Here is a 23,817-nt window from a genome sequence, read left to right on the forward strand (position 1 = left end):
CCCGTCGGCATGCGGCAAACGAGGACTGCCGCGGCGTGGGGCCGGCGTGGCGGGTTGTGCTCGGCGGCACATGCCGTACGCCAGTTCTGGCCAGCATTGCTTTCACTATAGACAGGTCCGCACGCAAGCACACGGCACCACGCAAGCGGCGCGCCACCTGTCGCGGTGCCTCCGCCGCGGGCGGCCCCGACGGCACCACCCCGACGGCACCATTTACGCCCGCCAGTGGGACGCATGCACTTTCTGCAGCTACTGTAAAAAGTACGGCGCGCGCCGTCGGCGAAATGCCGCCGCATGGTCTGCCACGCTGCGGCGCAACGTGCACAACCAGCCCTTACGGCCGGCGGGAACGGAGCTTGCAGGTCTTTGGGGGCAGGTGCGGGCAACGTTGCGCAGCCCGCCGCTCATGCAGTACGGTGCGCCGTACAGGAGGATCGCCATGAAATTACGTACTCGCTCCCGCATTCGCCGCCTGGCGCTGCCGCTGGCGGTACTGATTATGGCAGTTGCGCCGGCGGCGCCAGCCGCACCCGCCGATGCGCCAGCGGCTCCATCCTCGACGGGCCGCACCGCCGCGCCGCGCGACACCGAAATCGCCAGCGACCGTGCCATTACCTCGGAAGTCCGTGCGCGCCTGGCGAACGCCCGCACGCTGGACCCGGCGAAGATCCGCGTGTCCACCATGGACGGCGTCGTCAAGCTTGAAGGCTCGGTGCGGGACGACAAGCAGCGCGTCATGGCCATGGAACTGGCGCGCTCGGTGCGCGGCGTGACCGCGGTATCCGACGAACTGCGTGCCGGTACGGACTGACGACGCAGATACGTGAAATTGCCCCTGGAGACACCATGAGCACCCATCGCCAACCCGACCATGACACCACCCGGCGCCGCAGCGAGCCGCGGCCGGACCCGCACAAGGGCGGGCCCGACACCGAGCATGAGCGCGGCAAGCCGGGACGCGACCGCCGCCACGACGTCGAGCGCGAGCACGACATTCCCGACGAGAACGGCGTGCCGCCTTCGGTCAGGCGCCGCAGCGGCAATCCGGAGGAAAGCGAACCCCCGGTGGAGAACACCTGACGGCTGCCGGGAAGCCACACCGGACCGCACAGGAGAGACTAAAGGAGAAAGCATGAGCAAGACCGTACGTACCGGCGCCCGCCACAGGGACCGTGTCGGCAGCACCAGCGGCACGCGGCGCGACGGCGCGCAAGCTTCCGCCGGCGGCGGCCGCCCGCGCGACAAGACCGCGACGGGCGCCGCGCGGGCGCAGGCCGGCAATATCCCGAGCACGCTGGACCCTGATCTCGAGCAAGAGCCCAGCGACATCGAGAGCGAGATCGAGCAGCGCGACGAAGACGCGCACATGCCGCCGGAAGACGAAATCCCGGAAGAAGAGATTGCCGACGAAGTGGTGCGCGCGGCCGAAGGCCTGCCGGCCGAGGTGCCGGTCGACAAGGCCGACCGTACCGACGACCGCGAAGAGCACCCGCCGAACCCGCCCCGGGTCAACAAGGACTGAAGCGCAGGGCAGGAAGAAGGGCGGCCTTGCCGCCCTTGCCATTCTCCCGAGCTCTCCCCCGCCCCTACTCGGAAGCCAGCAACCCGTAGCGCTGCACGCGGATGTGGTTGATCACGTCCTGCACGCCGAACACGCGCTCCGCAATGTCCTCGATATCGTACTTGGTGCGGCGGTCGTTGACCTTGCCTTCCAGCGTCACCACGCCCTCCTGCACGCGGACTTCGACATCGCTGACATCGAGTTCGTCATCGCGCGCCAGCCGGTTGCAGACATCGTCGTGGATGCGGTCGTCGTCGCGCCGGTAGTTGCGTGGGCCGGCGGGACGGCGCTGCGTGGGGGCGTCCCACTCGTCGCCAAGGTCGCCAATGTCGCCATAGCCGCGCGCTTCGCGCTCATAGCGCTCGTCCTGCCAGCGCCGGTAGCCATAGCGCTCTGGCTCGCCATAGCCGCCATAGCCGCCATAGCCGCCATCGCGCTCATTGCGCTGGTAGCGGCCTCGGCCCGCGCCCGCCGGACGACGCCGCGACCATTCGTCCTCGTAGCGGGCGTCGTCGCCGCCACGGCTGGCATAAGTACGCTCGGCCGGCCAGCGCCATTCCTCGACGTACAGTCCATACCACTCTTCGTCGCCTGGCGTTACGTCCTGGGTCTGGTCGCGGGGAAGACGCTCCGCGGCATTGCCATAGCGGCCGCGGCTGAGTTCTCGCTGGCGCCGGTTGCGCGACTCGGCCGGAATGCCGCTGTAGCCCTGTTCGTTGCCGCCATATTGCTTGTCGGGGCGCCTGCGCAGGTAGTTGTCGTCGCTCTGTCTCATCGTCGTGCTCCTATGTTTGCCGGATGTTTGGCCTCTGTTTCCTATGCTTCGGCACGGATCTCCGGGCCCGCGGCGGCCGAAGGTGCTTCTGCCAACGGTACTTCGAAGCAGGCCAGCAACGGCAGGTGGTCCGAGGCAACGCGCGCCAGCGGCGAGCGGTGGCTGGCCACCGAGACCAGGTGCGCGCGCGGCGAGACCCAGATCCGGTCCAGCGCGAATATCGGCATGCGCGAAGGAAACGTCGCGGTGTGCGGGGTATGTTCGAAATACGCGTGCAGCCAGCGCAGCGGGCGCCCCCACAAGAACCACTCGTTGACGTCGCCCAGCAGGATGGTGGGCAACGGCGGCGCCGCGGCCACGTAGTTCAGCAATTGCTGCACCTGGTGGCGCCGTTCGCCGGGGCGCAGGCCCAGGTGCGTGGCAATGACGCGCAGCGCGCTGGCGTGCCCCGATGCGGTACAGGCAAGCGTGACGTCGATCGCGCCGCGCGCCTCGCAGCCCTTCACCGTGAGGTCGATCTGGTTGACCGCCTGCGGCGCAAAGCGCGTCAGCAGCGCATTGCCGAAATCCGCATTGCCGCGCACGCGGGTAAAGCCCGACACCACGTGCATGCCGGTGTGCCCGGCCAGGTATTCGAGCGTGTGGTCGTTGCTGCTGCCCGACTCGACTTCCTGCAGCGCGACGATATCGGCGCCCAGTTCTTCCAGCACCGCGGCGATCCGGTCGGGCCGGTAACGGCGGTCGGTACCGACGGCGCGATGGATGTTGTAGCTGACCACCGTCATGCGCGCGAGCCCGGCGGACCGAATGGGTCCGCAGTTCAGCGCCTGGCTGGCATCCGGCACGCTGAACTGGTCGTTGGCCGCTTGCGCGCTGTGGAGTCCGTGCGCTTGCGCAGGAATTACAAGAGGCGGTAAGTCCGGTTGCATTCGCATTTTGCCGCGCGCCTTCCCCGCTGGAAAGGCTGGAAAGGCCGCTGCCGGCGCGGCATGATGCCGCGCACCTGGCAAGCGGCCGTTGCGAAAATCGCAGTCAGGCGATCAACATCAGGCACCGTCCAGGAACTGGCTGCGCGGGCCAAGGCGGCGGCCCAGTTCCGGGCTGACCCAGCGCGTCCCTTCCATGTACGGATCAGCCGTGCGCTGCACAGGCGCGGTGGTCATGCCAGGTTGCGCCGGCACGGTAGAAGGCTGGGCCTCGGGCGCGGGCGCGAGGTCCTGGCGCGTGGGAGCGTTGGCGCCCTGCGTGTATGGATCGAACTTGTCGGTGCTGCGTGCGCCCTGCGAATAAGGATCATAGGTGCCGCGCGGCGTGCCAGGCGTCATCTGCGCCATGGCGGGAATCGCAGCGGCGGCGAGCGCGATGGCGGCGAGGAGCCGGCTGGGTCGGATATGCTTCATGGTTACCTCCGTTCAGGGCGCGATGTGCGCGCCAGCAACCATGAGAAAGCGAAAGGCGTGCCTGTGCCGTGTGGCCCTGGCTACGCCGCTCGCCTGCGGCAAGGAGCTCAGGCCATGCTGACCTTGCCTGGCGCGCCGGCCTGCTCCGTCTCCGCCTTGCCGCGCGCCAGCACCGGCACCAGCGCCGCGCCGGTATGGCTGGCCTGGATCCGCGCCAGCGACTCCGGATCGGCCGCGCCGACGATGGTGCCGCCGCCCGCGCCGCCTTCCGGTCCCAGGTCGATGATCCAGTCGGCCTCGGCGATCACGTCGAGGTCATGCTCGATCACCACCACGCTGTGGCCGCCGTCGGTGAGGCGATGCAGCACGCGGATCAGGCGCGCCACGTCGGCCATGTGCAGGCCGACGGTAGGCTCGTCCAGCACGTACAGCGTGTGCGGCGCCTTCTGGCCGCGGCGGGTGATGTCGTCGCGCACCTTGCTCAGTTCGGTGACCAGCTTGATGCGCTGCGCCTCGCCGCCGGACAGCGTCGGCGATGGCTGGCCCAGTGTCAGGTAGCCCAGCCCCACGTCCTTCATCAGCTGCAGCGGGTGCGCAATATTGGACATCGATGCAAAAAATTCCACTGCCTCATCGATCTCCATGGTCAGCACGTCGCCGATGTTCTTGCCGCGCCAGGTGACGGCGAGCGTCTCGGGATTGAAGCGCTGTCCGTGGCAGACGTCGCATGGCACTTTCACGTCCGGCAGGAAGCTCATGCCGATGGTGCGCACGCCCTGCCCTTCGCACGCGGGACAGCGGCCATCGCCGGTGTTGAAAGAGAAGCGCGACGCGGTATAGCCGCGCGCACGCGCCTCGAGCGTATCGGCGAACAGCCGTCGGATCGTGTCCCATACGCCGATGTACGTCGCCGGGCAGGAACGCGGGGTCTTGCCGATCGGGGTCTGGTCGACTTCGAGCACGCGGTCGATCGATTCCCAGCCGGTGATGGCCTCGCAGCCATACCAGTCGTGTTCGACCTTGAGCGGCTTCCTTGCCGTCGACTTGCTCGTCCTGGCCTCTTCCCTGGCCGCATTGCGCGCGCGGCGCGTGGCCGGCGACGACAGCACCGAGCGGCCCACCGCATCGAGCAGGTTCGTCATCAGCACGTCGCGCGCCAGCGTCGACTTGCCCGAGCCTGACACGCCGGTGATCGCCACCAGCCGCGACAGCGGGATGCGCGCGTTCACGTTGCGCAGGTTGTGCAGCGAAGCGCCGTGCACTGTCAGCCATTCGGCCGGGTCGGCCGGCTTGCCGGCCGCGCCCGGCTGCACCGGGCGGCGCGCCTGCAGCGGGTGGATGATCGGCTGTGCCAGGAACTGGCCGGTGGTGGAAGCCGGCGCCGCGGCAAGCTCCGCCACGCCGCCCTGCGCCACCAGCGTGCCGCCGCGCTTGCCCGCGCCGGGGCCGATGTCGATGATGTGGTCGGCGCGGCGGATGGTGTCTTCGTCATGCTCGACCACCACCAGCGTATTGCCCTTGTCGCCCAGCTTGCGCAGCGCATCGAGCAGGATCTGGTTGTCGCGCGGGTGCAGGCCGATGGTGGGCTCGTCCAGCACGTAGCACACGCCCTGCAGGTTGCTGCCGAGCTGCGCCGCGAGCCGGATGCGCTGCGCCTCGCCGCCGGACAGGCTGGGCGCGGCGCGGTCCAGGCTCAGGTAGCCCAGGCCCACTTCCTCCAGGAACTGCAGGCGGCTGCCGATCTCGCTGACCACGTCGCGCGCGATCTCGGCGTCGCGGCCGGCCAGGCGCAGGCCGTCGACCCAGCGGCGCGTATCGGACACGGTCCATTGCGCCACGTCGACGATGGCCTGCGTGTCGAACGTGACCGCGCGCGCCACCGGGTTCAGGCGCGTGCCATGGCAGTCGGGGCACGGCGCTTCGCCTACGCCTTCCGGTTCCAGCTCCTCCGATGGCAGGCTCTGCTCGCGGCCGCGGTTGTCGTCGGCCAGCACGGTATCGTCGAACGCCGCGCGCTGCTCGCGCGTCAGCGCCAGGCCGGTGCCCACGCAGCTGCCGCACCAGCCGTGCTTGCTGTTGTACGAGAACATGCGCGGGTCGAGTTCCGGATAGCTGGTGCCGCACTCGGGGCAGGCGCGCTTGGTCGAGAACACCTTGACCTCGCCCACGTGCGCGGTGCCGCCGTTGGTCATGGCGTGGCCCAGCCCGTCGAGCGGCGCCAGCAGGTGCATCACGCCCTTGCCCGCTTCCAGGGCCTGCGCCAGCAGTGCGCGCAGTTGCGGCTCGTGCTCCGGCGTGATGACCAGGTCGCCGACCGGCAGCTCGATGGTGTGCTCGCGGAAACGGTCCAGGCGCGGCCACGGATCGACCGGCAGGAACTCGCCATCGACGCGCAGGTGCGTATTGCCGCGCGCCTTGGCCCATTTCGCCAGGTCGGTATAGACGCCCTTGCGGTTGACCACCAGCGGCGCGAGGAAACCAACGTGCTCGCCGCGATGGTCGCGCAGCAACTGCGCGGCGATCGATTCCGGGCTCTGCGACGTCACCGGCGCGCCGTCATGCACGCAGTGCTGGATGCCCAGCTTTACGTACAGCAGGCGCAGGAAGTGCCAGACTTCCGACGTGGTCGCCACCGTGCTCTTGCGGCCGCCGCGCGACAGGCGCTGCTCGATCGCGACGGTGGGCGGGATGCCATAGACCGCATCGACCTCCGGCCGGCCCGCCGGCTGCACGATCGAGCGCGCATAGGCGTTGAGCGATTCCAGGTAGCGGCGCTGGCCTTCGTGGAACAGGATGTCGAACGCCAGCGTCGACTTGCCCGACCCGGACACGCCGGTGACGACGTTGAACTTGCCGTGCGGGATATCGACGTTGAGCGACTTCAGGTTGTGCTCGTGCGCGTTGACGATGCGCACCACGTCCTCGCCCTCGATCTCGCGGCGCGCGCGGCGGGCCTGCAAGACCGCCTGCAGCGGCACGCCTTCGGACTCGGTGCCGGCGGCACGTTCCGCGGCCAGCATGCCGGCTTCGCCGAGCGCGGCGTCATAGTGGATCAGCGCCTGGCCGGTATGCGACTCGGCGCAGCCTTTCACGTCTTCCGGCGTGCCGGTGCAGACTACCCGGCCGCCGGCATCGCCACCTTCGGGACCCAGGTCGACCAGCCAGTCGGCGGCGCGGATCACGTCGAGGTTGTGCTCGATCACGATCAGCGAATGGCCGCTGTCGAGCAGCTTGCCGAAGGCCAGCATCAGCTTGGCGATATCGTCGAAGTGCAAACCCGTGGTCGGCTCGTCGAACATGAACAGGCGGCGCGGCAGCGTGTTGCCGCGCGTGCGCGACGGCGTGGCCTGCGCGGCTTCGGCAAGGAAGCCGGCCAGCTTCAGGCGCTGCGCCTCGCCGCCCGACAGCGTCGGCACGGGCTGGCCCAGCTTCATGTATTCGAGCCCGACATCGACAATGGGCTGCAGCACGCGCAGCACCGCGGCATCGCCGGCAAAGTAGGACGCAGCTTCGCTGACGGTCAGCTCCAGCACGTCGGCGATGCTGAGCGCGCGCGGCGGCTGCCCGGCGATGGCGCGCTCGATCTTCACCTCCAGCACTTCGGGGCGATAGCGGGTGCCGTCGCAGTCCGGGCAGCGCAGGTAGACGTCGCTGAGGAACTGCATCTCGACGTGCTCGAAGCCCGAGCCGCCGCAGGTCGGGCAGCGCCCGTCGCCGGAGTTGAAGCTGAAGGTGCCCGCGGTATAGCTGCGCTGCAGCGCCATCGGCGCCCTGGCGAAGATCTTGCGGATCTCGTCGAACGCGCCGACATAGCTGGCCGGGTTGGAGCGCGCGGTCTTGCCGATCGGCGACTGGTCGACGAAGACCACGTCATCGACCAGGTCCGCGCCGCTCAGCTTGCGGTACGCCCCCGGCGCTTCCGTCGCCTTGCCGAAATGCCGAGCCATCGCCGGATGCAGCACGTCCTGCAGCAGCGTGGACTTGCCCGAGCCGGACACGCCGGTCACGCACACCAGCCGCTGCAGCGGGATCTCGACGGTGACGTCCTGCAGGTTGTGCTCGGTCGCGCCTTCCAGCACGATGCGCGGCAGCGCGTGGTCGACGGGGCGGCGTTGCCAGTGCGAGGCATCGGCCACGCGGCGGCGCCCGCCGAGATAGGCACCGGTCAGCGTGTCGGCATTGCGGATATCGGACGGCGTGCCGTCGAAAATGATATTGCCGCCGCGCTCGCCCGGGCCGGGGCCCATGTCGATCAGGCGGTCCGCGGCGAGCATCACCGACGGATCGTGCTCCACCACCACCAGCGTGTTGCCCGCGTCGCGCAGCCGGTGCATGGCCTCGACGATGCGGTTCAGGTCGCGCGGGTGCAGGCCGATGCTGGGCTCGTCCAGCACGAACAACGTGTTGACCAGCGAGGTGCCGAGTGCGGTGGTCAGGTTGATGCGCTGCACTTCGCCGCCGGACAGCGTGCGGCTCTGGCGGTCCAGCGTCAGGTAGCCAAGGCCGACGTCGCACAGGTACTTCAGCCGCGTGCGCACCTCGGCCAGCAGCAGCTTGAGCGCGTCGTCCAGCATCGCGCTGGGCAGCGTCAGCGCGTCGAAGAAGCGGCGGATGCGCTCGATCGGCAGCAGCATCAGGTCGTGCACGGTCAGGCCAGGCAGCGCTTCGAGCTGCGTTCGGTCCCAGTCCACGCCGCGCGGCAAGAAGCGGCGTCCGGCCGCCAGCACGGCGTCGGCATTGTCCTTCGAGCCCAGGCGCCACAGCAGCGACTCGGTTTTCAGGCGCGCGCCGCCGCAGGTTTCGCACGGGGTGTAGCTGCGGTACTTGGAGAGCAGCACCCGGATGTGCATCTTGTACGCCTTCGACTCCAGGTAGCTGAAGAACCGCATCACGCCGTACCACTGCTTGTTCCACTGGCCGTTCCAGTCGGGCGAGCCATGGACAACCCAGTGGCGCTCGGCCTCGGTCATGTCGGCCCAGGGCGTGTCGCGCGGGATGCCGGCCTTGCCGGCGTAGCGCATCAGGTCGTCCTGGCATTCTTTCCAGGCAGGGGTCTGCATCGGCTTGATCGCGCCTTCGCGCAGCGACTTGCGCGCATCGGGGATGACCAGCCCTAGGTCGACCCCGATCACGCGGCCGAAGCCCCGGCAGGTTTCGCAGGCACCGTAGGCGGAGTTGAACGAGAACAGCGCGGGTTGCGGGTCGGCATAGCGCAGGTCGCTGTCCGGGCTATGCAGGCCGGTGGAGAAGCGCCACACGGGGCCGTCGCGGCCATCGGTCCCATCGGCCAGCACATAGATGTTGACGCGTCCGCCGCCGCGCTTGAGCGAGGCTTCGATCGCCTCCACCACGCGCACTTTTTCGGCATTGCCGATGCGGAAGCGGTCAGCCACCACGTCGAGCAGCTTGCGCGCACCGGTGGGAGACTGCACCACACGCTGCGCCTGCACGCGCGTGTAGCCGCTGACGGAGAGCCACTGCTGGACCTCTTCGTCGGTGGTCGATTCCGGCAGCTCCACCGGGAACGTCACCACCAGCCGCGCATCGTGGTGCGGCTGCCCTTGCGCCGTGCGCGCCAGCAGCTCGGCGTAGATCGTCTCCGGCGTGTCATGGCGCACCGGCTGCGCGGTCTGCTTGTCGAACAGCTCCGCCGCGCGCGCGTACAGCAGCTTCAGGTGGTCGTTCAGCTCCGTCATCGTGCCGACCGTCGAGCGCGAGCTGCGCACCGGGTTGGTCTGGTCGATGGCGATCGCCGGCGGCACGCCGTCGACGCGCTCCACCTGCGGGCGGTCCATCCGGTCCAGGAACTGGCGCGCGTAGGCGCTGAAGGTCTCGACGTAGCGGCGCTGGCCCTCGGCATAGAGCGTGTCGAACACCAGGCTGGACTTGCCCGATCCCGACGGTCCGGTGACCACGGTCATCTCGCCGGGGCGCAGGTCGAGATCGACATCCTTGAGGTTGTGCTGGCGGGCGCCGCGAATGCGAATCAGCTGCTTGCTCGACACGATTTTTTCTTTCGGATCAATGCGTTAAAGGAGGGACAGGCGTGAACGAGGGGTGCCCAGGGGCCAGGCAGGCCTGGAGCAAAACCACCATAGCACAGGGCCTGGGCAGGTCCCGAGAAGGTGTAGTCCATACACTGTACATCCATACAGTGTAACAGTTTGGAAAAGGATTCGTATCGATTGCGTCGCTCGCTTTCGTCGCTCGCTTTCAGAGGATTGACGGTGCGGCGCTATGGCGGCGGCGGTTTCATGAAGCCGCCCCCTCTGCTCAAATTCGTCGATTTGCCATTTATCGATTATCGATATACGATATGATCCAATCCTTCAGATGTTCCGACACCGCTGCACTGTTCGACGGCCATTACGTCGCCCGCTTTGCGAGCATCGAGTTCGTCGCCCAGCGCAAGCTGGAGATGCTTGATGACGCCGCCACGTTGGGTGCGCTGCGCTTTCCGCCGGGCAACCGCATGGAAAAACTAGGCGGTGATCGCAAGGGACGCCACAGCCTCCGCATCAACGGCCAGTGGAGAGTCTGCTTCATCTGGACCCATGACGGCCCCGCGGCTGTCGAGATCATCGACTACCACTGAGGACAGCAACATGGCACGCTTTGAAAACCGCATGCGCCCGATCCATCCGGGCGAAATCCTGCGCGAGGAATACCTGGTGCCGCTGGGCATGAGCGCCAATGCCCTGGCGCTGGCGTTGCGCGTGACGCCGGCCCGCATCAACGAGATCGTGCGCGAGCAGCGCGGCGTCACGCCAGACACCGCGTTGCGCCTGGCGCGCTATTTCGGTGGCGATGCGCGTTCGTGGATGAATATGCAGGTGACCTACGACCTGAAGGTCGCGCAGCGGGATCTGGGCGAGCGCATCGCGGCGGAAGTGGTGCCGCGCGAGGGCGCCGGCCAGGAAATTCCGGAAAACTAGGAAAGCAGAATGCCGGGGGCGGCGCAGCCTGCCACCCCCGGCACGCCATTACCGCGACAACGTCTCGGCCAGCGCCCGGAACGCGCGGAACGTGATCGGGTTGTTGGCAGCGTTCCCCGCGACCGGGTGCGACGCATAGCGGACGATCGTCAGCTCGGCCTTGGGGTCGATGTAGATGCGCTGCCCATGGATACCTGCAGCCTGGAACATGCCGTGGCTGTCGTGGGACACCCACCACATGTCGCGATAGCTCCAGCCCGGCAGCACGGGGCCGCTGCCCGAGCGCGCAAACTGCCCGCGGTCGCCGCCGCGGCGGATATCGGCCACGACCGATGCCGGGATGATCTGCTTGCCGTTGAAGCGCCCGTTGCCGCGGATGGTCTCGCCGAAGCGCGCGAGGTCGCGCAGCGTGGTGTTCAGGCCGCCGCCGCCCGATTCCGTGCCGATGCTGTCGACCGTGAAGTAGGCATCCTGCTCGGCGCCCATCGGCTGCCAGATCCGTTCCGACAGCAGCCTGGCCAGCGACTGGCCAGAAGCGCGGCGCACGATCCACGCGAGCACCTCGGCATTTACCGTCTTGTAGGCAAAGACATCATCGTGTCCGCCTTCCTTCTGCAGCGTCTTCAGGAAGTCGTAGAAGGTTGCCGGCCCGTTGTAGGCGGCAGGCCGGGCGAGCATGCCGCCGGCGCGCGCATAGTCCCAGACCTCGGCCTTGGGATTGGCATAGTCCTCCGAATAGCGGACGCCGACGGTCATGTCCATGACCTGGCGCACCGTGGCATCGCCGTAGGCGGTGCCGGCCATCTCCGGCAGGTAGCGCGTCACGGGCGCCGCCGGATCGAGCTTGCCGTCGGCCGCCAGCATTGCCGCCAGCGTGCCAACGAACGACTTCGTCACCGACATGGCGATATGGGGCGTATGGCCGTCCAGTACGCCAAAGTAGCGCTCATAGACGACCTTGCCCTTGTGCATGACCAGGATGCCGTCGGTATAGGTCAGCGCCAGCATCTCTTCGAAGGTCCGGCGGGTGCCGTCCGCATCGCTGAAGGGCACCGAGCCGATATCGCGCTCCGCGCGCGGCAGCGGGCTGGGCGGGCCGTTGCCGCGCCAGACCGACGCGGTCGGCACCAGTTCGCGGATATGCGAGAACAGCCAGCGATTGCGCGGGAATTTCTCGGCGCCCGGCACGTGGGTGATCTGCTTCTCGGGCGGCGGCGGAAAGCCTTGCATCCAGCCGAGCCGGATCGGGTCGCTTTCCAGCGCGGCGACCAGCGCCGGCGCCGCGGGCGCAGTGGGTGCGATGGCGCGGCCCGCGTCCTGGCTCCAGGCCGGCAAGGTGGCGGCGCACAGGGCGCCGCATGCAATGGCGCGCCATTGGCGGCGCGTCCGGGTGTGGTTGGCTGGCATGTCGTCTCCTCGTTGTTATGTGGTCGTGCCGTTTTGCGCTCAGCGCCCTGCTACCCTGCCGGCGGCTCGATACCGAGCTGATGCGCCTCGAGCGCCGCGGTCAGCTTGCCGATGCACCGGTCCAGCGTCTGGACTTCGGCTTCGGACAGGACCGACAGGAACATCTTTTCCAGGACATCGCCGCGCTGGTAGGTCTGCGCGACCAGTGCCGCGCCGGCCTGGGTCAGGAACAGGTTCAGTTGCCGGGCATCGGCCGCGCCTACCTCGCGGCGCAGCAAGCCCCGCTTCGCCAGCGCGGTGACGAGCTTGGACGTCACCGTCTTCTCAAGCAGCACCAGTTCGATCAGGCGCGTCAGCGTCAGGCCGGGCTCCAGTCCGGCAAAACGCAATACGCGCAATTCCCTCAGGCCGATGCCGAATTCCCGCTCATAGAAGCCGGAGGCAGACTCCCTGGTCATTTCGCAAAGACGGTTCAGCCGGAATGTCAGGTATTCCAGGATCGAACCGGTGGTGTTGGCGGCGGAGTCGGGCATCAGGACAAAAAACTTGCGGACGGCCGACAGATTCTAATGGCAATAGTTGCCATTAGCAACCAATCAGGCGCAACATCTCCTGCGCGCTGCCCGCTTGCGGATCAACCCTGGATCATGTGAGGAACAAGCCCGCGCACCTGGTCATGACGGGCCCGTGGGTGGCCGGGCAGTTACCCGGCAGGCCACCCAGCCAGCCGCCGTCAGTCGAGCAGGTGCCCCATGCGCGTGCGCTTGGTCGCCAGGTATTTCTCGTTCTCGGCGTTGGACGGCACGATGTGCCGCAGTTGCTCGTTGACCTTGATCCCGGCCTTTTCCAGCGCGGCGGCCTTGAGCGGGTTATTGCTCATCAGCCGCACCGACGTGACGCCCCATTGGTGCAGCAGGTCGGCCGCAAAGGCGTAGTTGCGCGCGTCGATGGCCTGGCCCAGCGCCAGGTTGGCGTCCACGGTATCGAGCCCGCCATCCTGCAGGCGGTAGGCGCGGATCTTCTCCGCCAGGCCGATGCCGCGGCCTTCGTGGCCGCGCAGGTACAGCAGGATGCCGCGGCCTTCGGCAGCGATCTTTTCCATCGCCAGCTCGAGCTGCGGGCCGCAATCGCAGCGGCAGGAACCGAAGACATCCCCGGTCAGGCATTCGGAATGCATGCGGATCAGCACGTCCTCGCCTGCCACTTCGCCCACGCTCAGGGCCAGATGCTCAATGCCCGAGTGGGCGCCCTTGAAGGCGTGTGCCGTGAAGTCGCCAAATCGCGTCGGCAGGCGTGCCGAATCGATCAGCTCAATTTCTGTGTCGTTCATACCGGAATTCTTTTCAATGGGCGCGGGGCGGCCCGGCACCGGCGACATTATGAGCGGAATTGCGCGTTCGCGCTTGATTCGGCAATGGAACGCACCGTTGCGGGTCGCCGGCATATTCCTCCCGCAAGGCGCCGGCTGGTTTACTGACACCACCACCGACGTGATGTACAAGGCATGATACTCTGGCTGCGCCGGCCGGCGGCTCAGGGTTCGACGGAGGGCTCGCGCTTCAGCGTGCGCAGCACAAAGGTCGAGCGGCTGTGGCGCAGTCCGGGCAGCTTGTACAACTTGTGCCGCAGGAACTCCTCATAGCCCTGTGTGCCGGCCACCGCGACCTTGATCAGGTAGTCGTAGTCGCCGGTGAGCAGATAGGCCTCCATCACTTCCGGCAACTCGGCCAGCGCCTGGCCGAAGCGGTACAGCATGTCGTCGTCGTGACGCTCGAGCGTGACCTCGATCAGGACCGTATCCGGCAAGCCCAGCGCCTTCTGGTTCAGCAGCGCGGCGTAGCCTTCGATGACGCCACTTTCCTCGAGTGCGCGCACCCGGTTCCAGCAGGGTGTGGCGGACAGGCCGACCTGCTCGGCCAGCTTGGCATTGGACAGGCGGCCGTCGCGGCGGAGTTCGCGCAGGATGCGGCGGTCGGTGTCATCGAGCTTGGGAGGTTGCACCATGGCCCCTGAAATCTTTGGAAGAAACTTCTGCAAATTTTGCCATAAGAAGATGCTTCTTTTTCAATTCCACTAATCTTGGAGAAAATTAAGAAGCTCATTTTGCATCCCGGCTGGTACATTGACTACATCAGAAGACCTGCCGGAAACACCACATGCCAGCCACCGTCCTTCCCACCCTGCGCCTTTCCCTCCAACTCGACGGCACCGACCCGTTCGGTGCGATGGAGTGGGTGTTTGCCAGCGCCCGCCGCACCGGCCTGGCGCCTGAGCAGTTGCGCTTCGACTCGACCCGCTTCGAATCCGTTAGTCAGCCAGTGCTCCACGCGACCTTGACCGCCGCCGATGCCAGCCTGCTGTGGCTGTTCCTGCGCCGTCTGGAAAGTGGCATCGACATGGCCGTGCTGGGCGCTGACGTCGACGATCCGGACAGCGAGGCGCAAGGCGAGCCGGCTCCCGCTCCGCGCGCCGTTGCCCCGCAGGCCCGCAGTGACGCAGGATTGGCGCTTCCGGCCTAGCCACCCACGCTATGCCGGCAGCAGCTCGATCCCATCGAGCTGCGCCGCGCACGTATCCCGCACGATCGCGACAAAGTCCGCCACATAAGGCCGGCGCGCCAGCGGCGCCGGCACCGTGGCATAGAGCTCGCTCCACAGCCCTTTGGCACCGATCCGCTTGGCCAGCACGTAGTCGTGGTCGACGTAGTTCTTCACGCCCCAGTTGGGCAATGCCGCCACGCCGCGCCGGCTCGCCACCAGTTGCAGCACGGCCACCGTCAGCTCCGCGGTGCGGCGCTGCAGCCGGATACCGGCGGGTTCCAGCACCTCGCGGATCAGGTCGATGCGCTGCTCCGGCACCGGATAGGTGATCAGCGTCTCGCCCGCCAGGTCGGCGGCTTCGATGCGGCGCTTGTTGCGCAGCCGGTGCTCGTTGGCGATGACCGCAAGGATCTCGAAGCGGAACAGCGGCGCCACGTCGAGCCCGCGCCGCACCGCAGGCTGCGAGCCGATCACCATGTCGGCGCGGCCCTCGCTGAGCAGCGAGATCGGGTCGGCATGGAAGCCCGCCACCAGGTCCACCTCCACCTCGGGCCAGCGGCGGCGGAATTCATCCATCACCGGCATCAGCCAGTCGAAGCAGGTATGGCACTCCAGCACCACGCGCAATTCGCCGCGAGTGTCGCCCTTGAGCCGTTCGATATCGCGGTCGGCCGCGCTGACCGCGGCCAGCACCTCGCGCGCCAGAGCCAGCAGGCGTTCGCCCGCCGGCGTGAAGCGCAGCCCCTGGCGGGTCCGGTCGAACAGCGGCAGGCCGTAGTGCGCCTCGATCGCCTTGATCTGGTGTGACAGCGCCGACTGGCTGACATGCACGCGCTCGGCCGCGGTGGCGAGCTTGCCGGATTCGGCAATGGCAACCAGCGAGCGGAAATGGCGGACCTCGATCATGCGCAGTCCGGCGCGCGGGCCCGCCCCGTTGTCGTAGGAGATGTCGTATGAAGTATATTCATATGTTGTTTAAAACTTGTCGCTTGATTCATTTTATGGGGAAACCGACACTGTGCGCCAGTCATCATCTTCTGGAGCAAGTTCCCCATGGCACGCACCCATATCCTCGGCTTTCCCCGCATCGGCGAATGCCGCGAACTGAAATTCGCGCAGGAGGCCTTCTGGCGCGGTGAAAGCAGCGAAGCCGCGCTGCATGAAGTGGCCGCGCAACTGCGCCGCCGCCACTGGCAGCTGCAGGCCGAGCGCGGCCTGGACACCGTCGCCACCGGCGACTTCGCCTGGTACGACCAGATGCTCAGCCTGACCGCGCTGCTGGGCGCCTTGCCGCGCCGCTTCGGCTTCGACCCGGCGCAGCTGACGCTGACGCAGTATTTCGAGCTGGCGCGCGGCAACCGCGAACAGCCGGCAATGGAAATGACCAAGTGGTTCGACACCAACTACCACTACCTGGTCCCCGAGCTGGACGCCGACACCACCTTCGACGGCGGCCCGGCGTGGTTCTTCGAGGAAGCCGACGAAGCGCTGGCGCAGGGCCTGCGCGCGCGCCCGGTGCTGGTGGGCCCGGTCACCTACCTGTGGCTGTCCAAGAGCCACGTGGCCGGCTTCGACCGCCTCTCGCTGCTGCCGAAGCTGGTGCAGGCCTACCGCCGCATCCTCGGCCAGCTGAAGGCGCGCGGCATCGAGTGGGTGCAGATCGACGAGCCCGCGCTGTGCCTGGACCTGGAACCCGCTTGGATCGACGCCTTCGACAGCGCCTACGACGGCCTGCGCGACGCGGGCCCGAAGCTGCTGCTGGCGACGTACTTCGACACCGCCGCCGACCACGCCGCGCGCGCCGCCGCGCTGCCGGTCGACGGCTTCCATATCGACCTGGTGCGCGCACCGGGCCAGTTGGCCGCATGGCAGGCCGCGCTGCCGGCGCATGCCGTGCTGTCCGCCGGCGTCATCGACGGCCGCAATATCTGGCGCACCGACCTGCGCCGCGCGCTCGACACGCTGCGCCCCGTGCAGGCGGCGCTCGGCGACCGCCTGTGGCTGGCGCCGTCGTGCTCGCTGCTGCATGTGCCGGTGTCGCTGGCGCATGAAGTGCGCCTCGATGCCGAGCTGAAGTCATGGCTGGCCTTCGCCACCGAGAAGCTCGGCGAACTGCAGCTGCTGGCACGCGCGCTCAACGAAGGCGATGCCGCGGTCGCCGCGCAGCTGGCCGCGTCCGACGCCGTGCAGGCCTCGCGCCGGCAATCGCGCCGCGTGGTCAACCCGCGCGTGCAGCAACGCCTGGCCGGCGTGACTGCCGACATGGCCCACCGCGCCAGCCCGTTCGCACAGCGCATCGAGCGCCAGCGCGAGGCGCTGCAGCTGCCGTTGCTGCCCACCACCACGATCGGTTCGTTCCCGCAGACCGCGGCCATCCGCCAGACCCGTGCGGCCTTCAAGCGCGGCGACATCGGCGCGCTTGAATACCTGGAGCGCATCCGCACCGAAATCGCGCTGGCCGTGCGCAAGCAGGAAGAGCTGGGCCTGGACGTGCTGGTCCACGGCGAGGCCGAGCGCAACGACATGGTCGAGTATTTCGGCGAACAGCTGTGCGGCTATGGCTTTACCGAGAACGGCTGGGTGCAGAGCTATGGCTCGCGCTGCGTCAAGCCGCCGGTGATCTACGGCGACGTGTACCGTCCGGAGCCGATGACGGTAGACACCACCCGCTACGCGCAGTCGCTGACCGAGCGGCCGATGAAGGGCATGCTGACCGGTCCGATCACCATGCTGCAATGGTCGTTCGTGCGCGACGACCAGCCGCGCGCCACCACCGCACGCCAGCTCGCGCTGGCCATCCGCGACGAGGTGTGCGACCTCGAACAGGCCGGCATCCGCGTGATCCAGATCGACGAACCGGCGCTGCGCGAAGGCCTGCCGCTGCGCCGCGGCGACTGGGACGCGTACCTGGACTGGGCGGTCACGGCTTTCCGCCTGTCGGCCAGCGGCGTCAGGGACCAGACCCAGATCCACACGCATATGTGCTACGCCGAGTTCAACGACATCCTGCCGTCGATCGCAGCGCTGGATGCCGACGTGATCACCATCGAGACCTCGCGCTCGGCGATGGAACTGCTGGAAGGCTTTGGTGACTTCGACTACCCGAACGAGATCGGGCCCGGCGTCTACGACATCCACTCGCCGCGCGTGCCGTCGGTGCAGGCGATGGAGCGGCTGCTCGACCGTGCCTGCGAGGTGGTGCCGCCGCAGCGACTGTGGGTCAATCCTGACTGCGGCCTGAAGACGCGCGGCTGGGAAGAAACCGAGGCAGCGCTGTCCAACATGGTCAGTGCGGCGCGCGCGCTGCGCGAGCGCTGGTCCGTCCGCGGCGCGATGGCGTGGAAGCGTGTCGGCAAGCCGGCCGGCCATGTCGCCGCGGCGCCTGCGGGCGGCAGCGCTTGCACCGCGTGTGCGACGCACGCGCACTGAGCAACTCGCGCAACCCGCGCAACCAAAACCTAAAGGCCGCATGCCCACCAGGCATGCGGCCTTTGTTCCTTGCCAAAGCAGCGCTGCGTCAGTTCACCCGCGTCACCGCGGGCGGCATCCAGCTGCCGTCGAGCAGCGCCTGCTCCGGCCAGTACGCGCGCAACATCATGTTCAGTGCATCGGGCGGGGCCGGCAGCCAGTTGGCGGCCCGGGCTCCCGCCGGGCGTTCGTGCTGGATATAGATGTCGAGCGAGCCGTCGCGGTTGTAGCGCAGCCGGTCGCGGCTGCCGATGGCGTAGCGCTGGATCGGGTTGGGGATAAACGCCTGCCGGTCGTTGTAAAGCGTCAGCGACCAGAACGCCCGCGCCGGCGGCAGCTGGTCCTTGTCGAAATGCAGCACGTAGCGCGCGCCGCCCTGCAGCGGCGTGCCGTTGGCATCGGTGCGTGTCGACGCGTAGATCGCATCCTCCGGCAGGTTGGCGCCCAGCCCCACCCACGCGGTCACCGCGCGGCGGGCGTAGTTGGTGCCATAGTTGCCGAGGTCGCGGTGCATGACCCAGCCGTTGCCCGCATCGGCATTTCCCTTGCGCGCGCCCTGCGCGATCGCCGCCAGCGCCGCGGTCGCGCCCTCCTGCACCGCGCGCGCGGTCGACGGTTCCATCACCGTGGTCTTGAACGGCACGCCGGGGCTGATGCCCATGCGGCGCAGTTTCTCCACCATGGCGCTGTCGGCCGCTGCCGGCGGATTGGCCGGCAGCAGCGCGGCGAAGCGCGTGAAGAAGGCCTGCGCGTCCATCGCCGCGACCTGCTCCACCGGCGAACTCTGCGTGTCGACCGCGGCGGCGCGCGGCGCGGGCCGGTCAGGCACGCGGCGGCCGCCGCCCCACGCGGACAGCGGCGTCAGCCGGTACTGGTCCTGCAGCCGGTGCACGGCCGGGAGGTCCTTCTTGCCGTTGACCTGGGTACGGCCGATCAGCCAGACCATCGACGTCGGCGAGCGGATTTCCTGCACGCCCTTGGGCAGCGTGCCGCGCCAGTCGGGTCCGGTGATGGCGAAATTGCCGCGGCGGGTACCGGTGGTGCGCTTGCCCGGCGATGCAAACACATTAGTCCACGCATCCATCAGCGGCATCAGGTAATAGCGGCCTTGCGTGTCGGGCACGGACAGGATCACCGGCTCGCGCGACAGGTCCAGCCACGCCGACGAATACAGCGTATCGGCATTGGGACTGACCACGTCGGTGAAGCTGGCGTCCGGGAACGAGCGCTTGTGGCTGAAGGAGTTGACCGGCGTGCGCAGCGTCATCAGCTCGCGCGTCACGTCCATCAGCACCAGCGGATAGGCATAGGTGAAGACCTCGGCCGACAGGGCCTTCATGGCCTGGTCGGACGGCGGCTGTTCCGCGATGGCGGCCTGGACTGTGGCTGAATCCGGCGCGCTGGCGCAGCCGGACAGCATGACGGCGAGCGTGACCGCGCTCGCCATAAGACGAAGTGAAGGCTTCATGACCCCGTTCCCAATTTTCTTGCGACCTGTCCTGGGATTGCGGCTATGACTGCCGGCATGTCGTCCCGGAGGCGCATGTGTTTGCGCATATTGTGCCTGCCCTTGCGCCGTGTCAATTCCTCGCAGGCAGGGAGCGAGGGCGATCACACTTAAGGTGGTGGCTGGCGGCGGAACATGGATGATAAAGCACCTCTACAGCGCGAGGGAATCACCCGATCGGAAACCGGAATCCCCCTCGATACCAAACCCTCAACACCGACTGCTCAATACCGCATCTGTACATCGTCGACCTTGCCCGTGCGCGCGTTGTACAGGCAGGCATAGTGAAAACCGATCGCCGACGAGCTGTCGTCGGGCTCGAACACGCCTTCACCGTTGACCGACGTCTGCGCGTTGGCGCGCTGGTAGTACTGCTCGCGATCGGCCATCAGCATGACGCTGCCCGGCTGCGGATAGCGGCGCTTGAGCGCCTCGGCGACGGCCGGCTCGCAGGCGACAGAAGCCGCCCTGGACACGGTCTGGGCATCGACCGTGATGCGCGTGGTGGCGGGCGGGACCGGGCGCGGCGCGGTTTGCGGCGGCGTCTCGCAGGCCGCCAGCAGGCACGCCAGCGGCAGGCACAGGATTGAAGCTCGGATCACGCGGACCTCCTCCCAGCGGAAGCGCGCACCTGGCGCCCCTCCAAAAAGTGAAGCGGAGCTATCAGATTACTGCCTTCGGGCGGAAAAGCCAAAGCCGGGCCGCCCTACCCCCCCTGCCGCCTCCGGATTTGCCCCGGATTGCGAATCTTTCAACGCGGCTACACTAACGGCTCCCGGCGTCGGCGCGCAGCACGCGGCGCCGCATGACACCACCATGCCGACACAATGACAACCACAGAGACAAGCGGCGCACGCCCTGCCACCACCGCCATTCCCACGCCATTGCTGCGCAATGCCGCCAGCCTGCTGGTCGTGCGCGACGCGCCCGCCGGCATGGAAGTCCTGCTGGTCCGCCGCGTCGAGCGCGCCAACGACCGCAGCAGCGGCGCCTACGTGTTCCCCGGCGGCACGCTCGACGCGGTGCAAGACAGGGCGCTGCATGCGCATGCCCACGGGCTCGACGATATCGCCGCGAGCGAGCGCCTGGGGCTGCCGGCTGGCGGCCTGGACTTCTATGTTGCCGCGCTACGCGAATGCTTCGAAGAAGCCGGCCTGCTGTTCGCCTGCGGCAGCGACGGACGCCTGCTGCCTCCCGCTGCCCTCGACGCCGCACAACAGGCGCTGTTGCGCGCCGCCGTGCAGCGCGGCGGCCCGGGCCTGGCGCATGCATGCGAGCAGCTCGGGCTGCGGCTGGCAGCCGACCGGCTGGCCTACCACAGCTACTGGCTCACGCCGCCGGGGCTGCCCAAGCGCTTCGATACGCGCTTCTTCGTCGCCATCGCGCCGGAAGGCCAGGAGGTAATCGCCGATGGCAACGAGATCGTCGAACACCGCTGGATCCGCCCTGCCGAAGCCGCCGATCCCGCCAGCGGCCTGCCGATGATGCACGTCACGCGCCGCACGCTGGCGGCGATCGCGCAATTCGAGAACGCCGAGGCCTGCTTCGCGTATGCGGCGCAGTTGCGCGGCATCGCCTGCATCATGCCGCGCTTGGCCACCGGCGCCGCGGGCGTGCGGCCGGTGATGCCCAACGAGGCGTGCTACGCCGAGATCGGCCGCATCGATCCCGAAGGCCGGCAGCATGGCCGTTACGAGCTGTCGCCCGGCTTGCCGGTGCAGCTATCCGAGCGCGTCTGGCGCGTGACCGCGAACAACGGCAGCGTGATGACCGGCCCCGGCACCAACACCTACCTGGTCGGCGGCGGCGCGCGCAACGAATGGGCCGTCATCGATCCCGGCCCCGATGACGACGAACACGTGCGCGCCATCCTGGCCGCGGCGCCTGGCCCGGTCCGCTGGATCTTCGCCACGCACACGCACCTCGACCATTCGCCGGCGGCCGCCGCGCTGCAGGCTGCGACCGGCGCAACGGTGCTGGGCCGTGCCGCGCCCGCCGGCCAGTGGCAGGACGCGGGCTTCGCGCCGCAGCGCGAACTCGCGCACGGCGAGCGCATCGCCATCGGCGACGGCTGCACGCTGCGCGTCTGCCATACGCCGGGCCACGCATCGAACCACCTGTGCTACCTGCTCGAAGAGGAAAAGACGCTGTTCACCGGCGACCACGTGATGCAGGGCTCGACGGTCGTGATCGGACCGCCTGACGGAGACATGCGCGCCTACCTCGATTCGCTGGCCGCCTTGCAGGAAGAAGACCTGGAATGGCTCGCCCCCGGGCACGGCTTCCTGATCGCACGGCCGCAGGACGCGATCCGCCTGCTGGTGCGCCACCGGCTGCAGCGTGAAGCCAAGGTCGCGGCCGCGCTGCGCGGACTGGGCCCCGCGCCAATCGAAGCGCTGGTGCTGCGCGTCTATGACGACGTGCCGCCGCGCATGCACCCGGTCGCGCAGCGCTCGCTGCTGGCGCATTTGCTCAAGCTGCGGGATGAAGGCAAGGCGCGCGAAGCGGACGGGAACTGGTCGGAGGTGGCGGCGTAAAGATCGGAGCGAGGTGCCAGCATGGGCAACCGCAAAAGTTTTTATCTCGGACCCCTTGCGCAATCCCGAAATTCCGCTACAATTCGGCCTCTCGTGTGCGGCTGTAGCTCAGTTGGATAGAGTACTTGGCTACGAACCAAGGGGTCGTGGGTTCGAATCCTGCCAGCCGCGCCACCTATGCAGAAGGGAAAAGGGCTTCCGGAAACGGAAGCCCTTTTTTCATGGCGGCGAGGTTGCGCCCGACCCTGTGCGCAAGCGCTCGCCGGCACTCTGAAACTACCAGCGGTACCTCGCACCGACCGTACCGCCCGGATTGCGCCCCGCCCTCACCTTGAACCACAGCTTCACGCCGGTTGCCGTGTTGCCGTGCGCGCCGATATTGAACGAGAACAGCCCGCGCAGCAGGTCGGCATCGATCTTCGTGCCATTGATGTTGATGCTTTGCTTGCGGCTGTCCTGCCACCAGTCGGCTTCAACGAACGGATAGATGCCGGCCAGGCGTGTCGGCTGCGCGCCATAGAGCCGTACGCCGATGCCGGTGGCACTGGAATCGCCGGGCATGCCCTGCGCCTGCACGCCGCTGACCGGCGACATGCCGGGCTGGTAGGCCAGCTGCAGCCGCGGCTGGATCGTCAGGCCGCCGGCGCGCGGCACCACGGCATCGACCGCCAGCGCCATGGTGCGCACGTGGCTGTCGACAAAGCCGCCAGCGCTGGTGACATCGTCCATGTGCAGCGTCAAGCGGCGCGGGCGCTCGACCACGGCGACGAGATCGCGATCCACGGCGGCCAGCCCCGGCGCGTCGTCGTCCGGCCCCACTCCCATCGCAGGCGGCAATGATGGCGAAGGCTCCGGTGCCCGAGTCGCGTACTCGATGGCGATTGGTTCGGGGACACTACTGAAGAATGCGGGCGCGCCGGCCGGCATGTCGGCGCCGGCCACCAGCGTGTCGGGTGCCTGGGCGACCGGCGCTGGCGCAGCCTGCGCCTGCAGCGGCTGGTCCCAGCCGGAGACGCCCTGGCTGTCGGCTACCCTTTCCGGAACCGCATCATCCGCGTGGGCCAGCGCACACATCAGCACGGCCAGGATGCTGCAGCATTGCAGGTGGTGCAGGATCGGACCCGGATGCGTGGCACACGGGTGCCAACCGGGGCAAATCCCCGCCTCCCTCTCTCTCGATGATGACAAGACCATAGTCATGGCAACCACCTTCGGACGTTATATCAGCCTGCCCGATGAGCTTGAGCATAGGTCAATCCGCCTGCTTGCGTTAGCGGGGAATGTTGGCGTCCGCGCGGTGGCAATGACCGCGTTCCGGACGACGACCGCGGCCGGACAGGCAACGCCGCACCTGGACACGGATAGCGCGGATCAAATCGCCGCGGTCTTTCGATCGCCTGGCGGATCGCGTCCATGTCGCGTTCTGCAAGTGGGTGCGCGGCCAGCTGATCGCACTCCTGCGCCGACACGAATCACCAGTTTTTCGGACAGGGGATGGCGTTGATCGACAGCTTGGTCGCGCAAGGACGCGTGTCGGGCCATTACTCGATGACACCCGAGGAACTGACCAATCGCTACATGCGCACGCTGGAGCCGCTGGAGCGGCTGCTCAGCGGGTCAGTGCCGGCCTGGTGCTGATCGACGTCGATCGCTTCAAGCAGATCAACGACCCCATGGCCACGCGGCC

At 67.9% G+C, this 23,817-nt stretch carries 21 protein-coding genes and 1 tRNA gene; 10 read left to right on the forward strand and 12 right to left on the reverse strand.

Annotated elements, in window-relative coordinates; genetic code table 11:
- The first annotated feature begins 439 nt into the window (after window positions 1-439).
- Genes IPF36_RS09140 through IPF36_RS09150 form a run of 3 tightly spaced genes read left to right on the forward strand, consistent with a single transcriptional unit; the run spans window position 440 to window position 1,522 of the window.
- Entirely contained in the window at window positions 440-811 is a 372-nt protein-coding gene (locus tag IPF36_RS09140) for a BON domain-containing protein (RefSeq protein ID WP_133094494.1), read from the forward strand.
- A gap of 35 nt (window positions 812-846) precedes the next feature.
- Window positions 847-1,080 (forward strand): hypothetical protein, encoded by a 234-nt coding sequence (locus IPF36_RS09145; protein WP_133094493.1) that lies wholly within the window; start codon window positions 847-849, stop codon window positions 1,078-1,080.
- A gap of 52 nt (window positions 1,081-1,132) precedes the next feature.
- Window positions 1,133-1,522, forward strand: coding sequence for a hypothetical protein (locus IPF36_RS09150; protein ID WP_133094492.1), 390 nt, complete (start codon window positions 1,133-1,135; stop codon window positions 1,520-1,522).
- 64 nt (window positions 1,523-1,586) lie between these two features.
- Here IPF36_RS09150 and IPF36_RS09155 read toward each other — a convergent pair whose 3' ends face one another.
- The 4 genes from IPF36_RS09155 to uvrA form a co-directional block, all read right to left on the reverse strand.
- Window positions 1,587-2,336 (reverse strand): BON domain-containing protein, encoded by a 750-nt coding sequence (locus tag IPF36_RS09155; RefSeq protein ID WP_195427830.1) that lies wholly within the window; start codon window positions 2,334-2,336, stop codon window positions 1,587-1,589.
- Window positions 2,337-2,377: 41 nt separating this feature from the next.
- Window positions 2,378-3,265: an endonuclease/exonuclease/phosphatase family protein gene (locus IPF36_RS09160; protein WP_255519721.1), complete on the reverse strand. Its 888-nt coding sequence runs from the start codon at window positions 3,263-3,265 to the stop codon at window positions 2,378-2,380.
- A gap of 117 nt (window positions 3,266-3,382) precedes the next feature.
- A complete protein-coding gene (locus IPF36_RS09165; RefSeq protein ID WP_133094489.1) occupies window positions 3,383-3,736 on the reverse strand; it encodes an endonuclease in 354 nt (117 codons plus the stop codon).
- 107 nt (window positions 3,737-3,843) lie between these two features.
- Complete coding sequence (gene uvrA, locus IPF36_RS09170) at window positions 3,844-9,741, reverse strand: excinuclease ABC subunit UvrA (protein ID WP_195427832.1); 5,898 nt, start codon at window positions 9,739-9,741, stop codon at window positions 3,844-3,846.
- A 311-nt stretch (window positions 9,742-10,052) separates the two neighbouring features.
- On the opposite strand from uvrA, the gene IPF36_RS09175 reads away from it, so the two are divergent.
- Window positions 10,053-10,331: a type II toxin-antitoxin system RelE/ParE family toxin gene (locus tag IPF36_RS09175; RefSeq protein WP_195427833.1), complete on the forward strand. Its 279-nt coding sequence runs from the start codon at window positions 10,053-10,055 to the stop codon at window positions 10,329-10,331.
- 10 nt (window positions 10,332-10,341) lie between these two features.
- The gene (locus IPF36_RS09180) at window positions 10,342-10,671 is read left to right on the forward strand and encodes a HigA family addiction module antitoxin (protein WP_133094486.1); all 330 of its coding nucleotides are present in this window, start codon (window positions 10,342-10,344) and stop codon (window positions 10,669-10,671) included.
- A 48-nt stretch (window positions 10,672-10,719) separates the two neighbouring features.
- Here IPF36_RS09180 and IPF36_RS09185 read toward each other — a convergent pair whose 3' ends face one another.
- The 4 genes from IPF36_RS09185 to IPF36_RS09200 all read right to left on the reverse strand — a co-directional run bounded on the left by IPF36_RS09185 (window position 10,720) and on the right by IPF36_RS09200 (window position 14,082).
- Window positions 10,720-12,078: a serine hydrolase gene (locus IPF36_RS09185; protein ID WP_135702851.1), complete on the reverse strand. Its 1,359-nt coding sequence runs from the start codon at window positions 12,076-12,078 to the stop codon at window positions 10,720-10,722.
- Window positions 12,079-12,128: 50 nt separating this feature from the next.
- A complete protein-coding gene (locus IPF36_RS09190; protein ID WP_133094484.1) occupies window positions 12,129-12,611 on the reverse strand; it encodes a MarR family winged helix-turn-helix transcriptional regulator in 483 nt (160 codons plus the stop codon).
- Window positions 12,612-12,811: 200 nt separating this feature from the next.
- The gene (gene ribA / locus IPF36_RS09195; protein ID WP_133094483.1) at window positions 12,812-13,408 is read right to left on the reverse strand and encodes a GTP cyclohydrolase II; all 597 of its coding nucleotides are present in this window, start codon (window positions 13,406-13,408) and stop codon (window positions 12,812-12,814) included.
- A gap of 203 nt (window positions 13,409-13,611) precedes the next feature.
- A complete protein-coding gene (locus IPF36_RS09200) occupies window positions 13,612-14,082 on the reverse strand; it encodes an Lrp/AsnC family transcriptional regulator (protein WP_133094482.1) in 471 nt (156 codons plus the stop codon).
- 152 nt (window positions 14,083-14,234) lie between these two features.
- Here IPF36_RS09200 and IPF36_RS09205 point away from each other — a divergent pair, with 152 nt between their 5' ends.
- Entirely contained in the window at window positions 14,235-14,597 is a 363-nt protein-coding gene (locus IPF36_RS09205) for an AsnC family transcriptional regulator (RefSeq protein WP_133094481.1), read from the forward strand.
- A gap of 9 nt (window positions 14,598-14,606) precedes the next feature.
- Here the strand turns inward: IPF36_RS09205 and IPF36_RS09210 are convergent, their stop codons facing one another.
- Window positions 14,607-15,524: a LysR family transcriptional regulator gene (locus tag IPF36_RS09210; protein ID WP_133094480.1), complete on the reverse strand. Its 918-nt coding sequence runs from the start codon at window positions 15,522-15,524 to the stop codon at window positions 14,607-14,609.
- Window positions 15,525-15,671: 147 nt separating this feature from the next.
- On the opposite strand from IPF36_RS09210, the gene metE reads away from it, so the two are divergent.
- The gene (gene metE / locus IPF36_RS09215) at window positions 15,672-18,047 is read left to right on the forward strand and encodes a 5-methyltetrahydropteroyltriglutamate--homocysteine S-methyltransferase (protein ID WP_195427834.1); all 2,376 of its coding nucleotides are present in this window, start codon (window positions 15,672-15,674) and stop codon (window positions 18,045-18,047) included.
- Window positions 18,048-18,135: 88 nt separating this feature from the next.
- On the opposite strand, the gene IPF36_RS09220 is transcribed toward metE, so the two are convergent.
- Window positions 18,136-19,554: a DUF1254 domain-containing protein gene (locus tag IPF36_RS09220; RefSeq protein ID WP_135702854.1), complete on the reverse strand. Its 1,419-nt coding sequence runs from the start codon at window positions 19,552-19,554 to the stop codon at window positions 18,136-18,138.
- Window positions 19,555-19,817: 263 nt separating this feature from the next.
- Window positions 19,818-20,195: a short-chain fatty acid transporter gene (locus IPF36_RS09225; protein ID WP_133094477.1), complete on the reverse strand. Its 378-nt coding sequence runs from the start codon at window positions 20,193-20,195 to the stop codon at window positions 19,818-19,820.
- A 225-nt stretch (window positions 20,196-20,420) separates the two neighbouring features.
- Between IPF36_RS09225 and IPF36_RS09230 the strand changes: the two genes are divergently transcribed.
- Complete coding sequence (locus tag IPF36_RS09230; protein WP_133094476.1) at window positions 20,421-22,130, forward strand: MBL fold metallo-hydrolase; 1,710 nt, start codon at window positions 20,421-20,423, stop codon at window positions 22,128-22,130.
- 97 nt (window positions 22,131-22,227) lie between these two features.
- A tRNA-Arg gene (locus IPF36_RS09235) sits at window positions 22,228-22,304 on the forward strand.
- A 102-nt stretch (window positions 22,305-22,406) separates the two neighbouring features.
- On the opposite strand, the gene IPF36_RS09240 is transcribed toward IPF36_RS09235, so the two are convergent.
- Window positions 22,407-23,330, reverse strand: a complete 924-nt coding sequence (locus IPF36_RS09240; protein WP_195427835.1) for a hydrolase — start codon at window positions 23,328-23,330, stop codon at window positions 22,407-22,409.
- Window positions 23,331-23,630: 300 nt separating this feature from the next.
- Here IPF36_RS09240 and IPF36_RS34555 point away from each other — a divergent pair, with 300 nt between their 5' ends.
- Entirely contained in the window at window positions 23,631-23,768 is a 138-nt protein-coding gene (locus IPF36_RS34555) for a hypothetical protein (RefSeq protein ID WP_240745813.1), read from the forward strand.
- Window positions 23,769-23,817 lie beyond the last annotated feature (49 nt).

This window comes from Cupriavidus sp. IK-TO18, assembly GCF_015549295.1.
Classification (GTDB): Bacteria; Pseudomonadota; Gammaproteobacteria; order Burkholderiales; family Burkholderiaceae; genus Cupriavidus; species Cupriavidus oxalaticus_A.

Bases quoted from the DNA above. Each gene is read 5' to 3' on its own strand.
- IPF36_RS09230 (WP_133094476.1), top strand. From the start codon at position 20,421: ATGACAACCACAGAGACAAGCGGCGCACGCCCTGCCACCACCGCCATT.
- IPF36_RS09185 (WP_135702851.1), bottom strand. From the start codon at position 12,078: ATGCCAGCCAACCACACCCGGACGCGCCGCCAATGGCGCGCCATTGCA.
- IPF36_RS09145 (WP_133094493.1), top strand. From the start codon at position 847: ATGAGCACCCATCGCCAACCCGACCATGACACCACCCGGCGCCGCAGC.
- IPF36_RS09190 (WP_133094484.1), bottom strand. From the start codon at position 12,611: ATGCCCGACTCCGCCGCCAACACCACCGGTTCGATCCTGGAATACCTG.
- IPF36_RS09155 (WP_195427830.1), bottom strand. From the start codon at position 2,336: ATGAGACAGAGCGACGACAACTACCTGCGCAGGCGCCCCGACAAGCAA.
- IPF36_RS09220 (WP_135702854.1), bottom strand. From the start codon at position 19,554: ATGAAGCCTTCACTTCGTCTTATGGCGAGCGCGGTCACGCTCGCCGTC.
- IPF36_RS09205 (WP_133094481.1), top strand. From the start codon at position 14,235: ATGCCAGCCACCGTCCTTCCCACCCTGCGCCTTTCCCTCCAACTCGAC.
- IPF36_RS09150 (WP_133094492.1), top strand. From the start codon at position 1,133: ATGAGCAAGACCGTACGTACCGGCGCCCGCCACAGGGACCGTGTCGGC.
- ribA (WP_133094483.1), bottom strand. From the start codon at position 13,408: ATGAACGACACAGAAATTGAGCTGATCGATTCGGCACGCCTGCCGACG.
- IPF36_RS09165 (WP_133094489.1), bottom strand. From the start codon at position 3,736: ATGAAGCATATCCGACCCAGCCGGCTCCTCGCCGCCATCGCGCTCGCC.
- IPF36_RS09200 (WP_133094482.1), bottom strand. From the start codon at position 14,082: ATGGTGCAACCTCCCAAGCTCGATGACACCGACCGCCGCATCCTGCGC.
- IPF36_RS09240 (WP_195427835.1), bottom strand. From the start codon at position 23,330: ATGACTATGGTCTTGTCATCATCGAGAGAGAGGGAGGCGGGGATTTGC.
- IPF36_RS09210 (WP_133094480.1), bottom strand. From the start codon at position 15,524: ATGATCGAGGTCCGCCATTTCCGCTCGCTGGTTGCCATTGCCGAATCC.
- IPF36_RS09160 (WP_255519721.1), bottom strand. From the start codon at position 3,265: ATGCAACCGGACTTACCGCCTCTTGTAATTCCTGCGCAAGCGCACGGA.
- IPF36_RS09140 (WP_133094494.1), top strand. From the start codon at position 440: ATGAAATTACGTACTCGCTCCCGCATTCGCCGCCTGGCGCTGCCGCTG.
- metE (WP_195427834.1), top strand. From the start codon at position 15,672: ATGGCACGCACCCATATCCTCGGCTTTCCCCGCATCGGCGAATGCCGC.
- IPF36_RS09180 (WP_133094486.1), top strand. From the start codon at position 10,342: ATGGCACGCTTTGAAAACCGCATGCGCCCGATCCATCCGGGCGAAATC.
- IPF36_RS09175 (WP_195427833.1), top strand. From the start codon at position 10,053: ATGATCCAATCCTTCAGATGTTCCGACACCGCTGCACTGTTCGACGGC.